The organism is Alicyclobacillus suci (assembly GCF_017329615.1).
Taxonomy (GTDB): Bacteria; Bacillota; Bacilli; order Alicyclobacillales; family Alicyclobacillaceae; genus Alicyclobacillus; species Alicyclobacillus suci.
This window is the reverse complement of record NZ_JAFMTW010000095.1, coordinates 1-3627: the sequence shown is the minus strand read 5'-3', so window position 1 is coordinate 3627 and position 3627 is coordinate 1. Positions and strand designations below refer to the sequence as shown.

General features: G+C 50.8%; 4 protein-coding genes. 3 read left to right on the top strand and 1 reads right to left on the bottom strand.

Translation table 11 applies throughout. From position 1 onward, the window contains the following. From J3482_RS19675 to J3482_RS21960, 3 genes are all read left to right on the top strand, one after another. Window positions 1–1178: IS21 family transposase (locus tag J3482_RS19675; RefSeq protein WP_236018413.1), on the top strand; the 1178-nt coding region annotated here is incomplete at its 5' end. Continuing rightward, a complete protein-coding gene (istB, locus tag J3482_RS19670) occupies window positions 1175–1903 on the top strand; it encodes an IS21-like element helper ATPase IstB (RefSeq protein ID WP_146824986.1) in 729 nt (242 codons plus the stop codon). The genes J3482_RS19675 and istB, both read left to right, overlap by 4 nt. A 27-nt stretch (window positions 1904–1930) precedes the next feature. After that, on the top strand, window positions 1931–2467 hold the full coding sequence (locus J3482_RS21960; protein WP_369123487.1) for a DUF6431 domain-containing protein: 537 nt from the start codon (window positions 1931–1933) through the stop codon (window positions 2465–2467). A gap of 128 nt (window positions 2468–2595) precedes the next feature. Here the strand turns inward: J3482_RS21960 and J3482_RS19665 are convergent, their stop codons facing one another. Then, a complete protein-coding gene (locus J3482_RS19665) occupies window positions 2596–3525 on the bottom strand; it encodes an IS110 family RNA-guided transposase (RefSeq protein WP_328702767.1) in 930 nt (309 codons plus the stop codon). Window positions 3526–3627 lie beyond the last annotated feature (102 nt).

Sequence of the window (3627 nt, the reverse complement as noted above, 5' to 3'; positions counted from 1 at the left end):
GTTTTCTCCAATCTCACATTCTACCAAAGAGGGGCGGATGGCTCATATTTTATGCCCCGGGGTGCCATCCCTTTTTACACAGTATATTGGACTCTACTGGACAACCCGGCAAACTCGTCGAGCGAAAAGTGCTGATTATGTCTTTCCCGTTCAGCAACGCTGCCTTTGCCTTTCCGGTTCGTAAGGAGAACACGGAATGTTTCCTGGAGGCAATGAAACACATCTTTGAGCGGATAGGGGGCGTTCCAAAGCGGATCTGGTTCGATAACTTGTCGGCAGCGGTCGTCTCGATTGGCCAGGACGGAAAGCGAACTTTCACTGACCAATTTTTGCGCTTCACGGCACACTACCGATTCAATCCGGAGTTCTGTAATCCCTACAGCGGGCATGAAAAGGGGAGTGTGGAGAACAAGGTTGGATATAGCCGACGCAATTGGCTGGTTCCACCACCGGTTTGCAATACGGATGCAGAACTTGAGACATATCTGGCTCAGGCAGGAGAGGCTGATATGAATCGCCTACACTATGTCAAGGGTGAACGTATCGCCGACCTCTGGGGAGCAGAGCGCGAGAACCTCCTCACCTTGCCAACCGTTCCGTTTGATGTTTTTCGTCTCGAAACAGCTGTGCTGAACAAATACCGGGAGCTTCGGTTTGAGACGACCACTTATCCACTGCCTCAGTGCCGTGCGCTGGAGACGGTGTTTCTGAAAGTGAAGTGGGACAGGATTGAGGTTCTGTCCAACGACGGAGAGTACCGACTCCTGGCTACCCTACCCCGCCCGTACACAGAGAAGGCGATTCCGATTGAGTGGCCGGCCGTGTTTGACGGATACCGGAGAAAACCCAGGGCAGTGATGTATTCTGACCTGGCGAAATTCATGCCGGATTCCGTACGCTCATTTGTACAGGTGGAGGATGTCGAGCTCAGGAAGTCTCGTGTAGCCCTTATTCGTCGCTTGCTGGACACGCACGAGATGTCCGACATTGGTAGCGCACTGGATGCATTGGTGGGTCACTTCAGTCCCGATGCAGTACTTGAACATACGCTGTACGCCATGAAACATCCGGAGTTCCGTCCAGAGCCGTTCACAGAGTTTCACACTCCAACGGAAGTATACGGGCACACACCTGACCTCGGCCAGTACGATGCCATATTGGGGGTGAGCAAGGCTTGAAACAGGAGCTAGCCGCTGTGTGCAAAAGCCTCCATTTGGCGCACGTGATGGAGGCATACGAGACGATTCCGTTCAATGACCGCACGGAATTCTTACTTGGCGTATTGCAAGCAGAGTTACGGGGGCGAGAAACGTCCCGCATTCAAAGGCTGATGAAAAAAGCTCGTTTCCCACAAATGAAGACACTGGACGGCTACGATTTCACAACTGTAACCTTCCCGATACACTGCAGCCGTGAGTACCTAACGGATTTAACTTTTCTTGAGCGAAAAGAGAACGTGATGATGCTGGGGAAAGTAGGTACTGGCAAGACCCATTTTGCAACGGCGCTTGGTGTCGAAGCTTGCAGACGGGGATATGAGGTGCGATTCTTTAGGGTTCATGACCTTGTAGCCATGTTGCAGGAAAAGTACCGGACCGGGACGCTCAACCGCTTCCTGAGAGAGCTACAGAAGGCTGACTTGCTGATTCTCGACGAAATGGGCTTTGTGCCCTTTCACAAAGACGGAGCTGAACTGTTATTTCACGTCATCTCCGAGTGCTATGAGCAACGGAGCGTAATTGTAACCTCGAACTTAGAGTTTGGCCAGTGGAACACAGTGTTTGGTGACGCAAGGCTCACAGCCGCCCTTGTGGACCGGCTTGTCCACCACGCACACGTTTTGGCATTTACCGGAGAAAGTTATAGATTGCAACATGCATTATCTGGAGCTAAGCCGTCGTAATCTTCCGTCTTCAATGTTGCGGTGCCTATGCACAAATCCGCCGCGTTTCTCTGCATTTTTTACTTGCGGAAAACATGTCAGGGCCAACTTGTTGTATGTGGAAGCCGACGTAGACGTTGTACGCAGAGTAGCGGTGACCAACTCACCCTTATCATTCGGCCCCTTCGTTGCACGGAGTGTCATCGCATCCACCACGAACTCCCAGATATTCTTGTGCCCTACAAGCGCTATGACCGAGAAAGTATAGAGCAGATCATTACCGAATCATCACCTTCAGTGGGGGCGGACGAATCCACCATCCGCCGTGTCCGTCAATGGTTCGAGATTTGGTCTTCGTATGCTACCGGTTGTCTGGTTGCTATTGCAAACCGTCACGGCCGTGTGTTGGAACCGTCCTATCCAACACAGTCCTCACTCCATCGAATTGGACATTTGGTCGGCGACGCCGCCGGATGGATGGCCCGTGCTGTCCGACCCATTGCAAATCTACATTTGTGGACGCATACCCGTTCTGCCTGTGTGTCCGCTTCTTCTCCGTCTACTATTCAGGTTAACCCCACTTGAAGACCAGCTATCTAATGTCAAGCACTCAATTGAGTTCTAAGAACAATGAAGGGAAGTGATTTTTGGACGCATCTATATAAGCCTGTCAGAAGCAGACTTGATGTGAATATTCAGACGGGACGTTCGGTTTACGCGATTGGCTCGTATGGCTTTTTATCCCGTAAGACGGCATGAATGATGTATGTCAATTTACGCGCCACGGCGCCGGTTGCAGCTAAATGGTGTTTCCCTTGAGCCCGCTTCTGTTCGTAAAAATCTCTGAGAATTGGACTGTGTACCTTCGCGACACTTGCGGCAAGCCAGATGGCTCGGCGCAAATAAGGTGAGCCACGTTTGGACATTCGGTTGCGCGTTCCGGTGAATTCTCCTGAATGACGCACTGTAGGGTCAATTCCGGCGAATGCAACGAGCTTTACGCCAGTTGGAAATCGGGCTATATCGCCAATTTCACCGAGAATGGCAGCAGCCAAGACGGGACCTATACCTGGAATTGTGACAAGGTTGGTATCCACGGCTTCGAGACGCTTTTTGATCTCACTGTTCAGTGAATCCAATTGCTCCTCTGTGAAGCGAATCTGCTGGAGAAGCAGGCGCAATTGCAGTCGATACGCGTCCAGTGCTGTGTCGATGCCGAACGACGCAGCAGCGGCAGATTTGAGTTCTTCCGCTTTGTCCAGTCCGAGACGGTTCCGACTATGTTTGGCAATGAAGGCCGCCAGTTCTTCTGTATCTACGGCAAGGATCTCTTCCGGTGTTGTGTATTCCATCAATAATTCGGAGGACGTCTTACCAAATAGGTCTGAGAAGAGTCGCTCGTATTCGGGAAACAGCATATCTAGCACGCTGATGACCTGTCGCTTTAGGTCTGAAATTGAGTCTACCAGACTGAATCGGAATCGGCTCAATTGACGCAAGGCAACAATTTCATCACTGCCGAGTTCTGTCGTGCTGTATCGTCCAAAGCGCAACACTTCAGCAATGATGAATGCATCCTTCGTGTCATTCTTGGTTTGTCGAATGTACATGTTTCGAAAGGCATCCGACTGAATGGGGTTGATGACAGTTAAAGTCTCAAATAGTGGTGTAAATTCTTCTGGAGGCTGAATCTTGACGAAAAAGCCATCGAGTGCAATCTACTAAAAGTGTGCAGCAATCAGTAG

What these genes read in the sequence shown, in the direction of transcription:
- J3482_RS21960 (WP_369123487.1), top strand. Translation starts at nt 1,931, where the DNA reads ATGCACAAATCCGCCGCGTTTCTCTGCATTTTTTACTTGCGGAAAACA.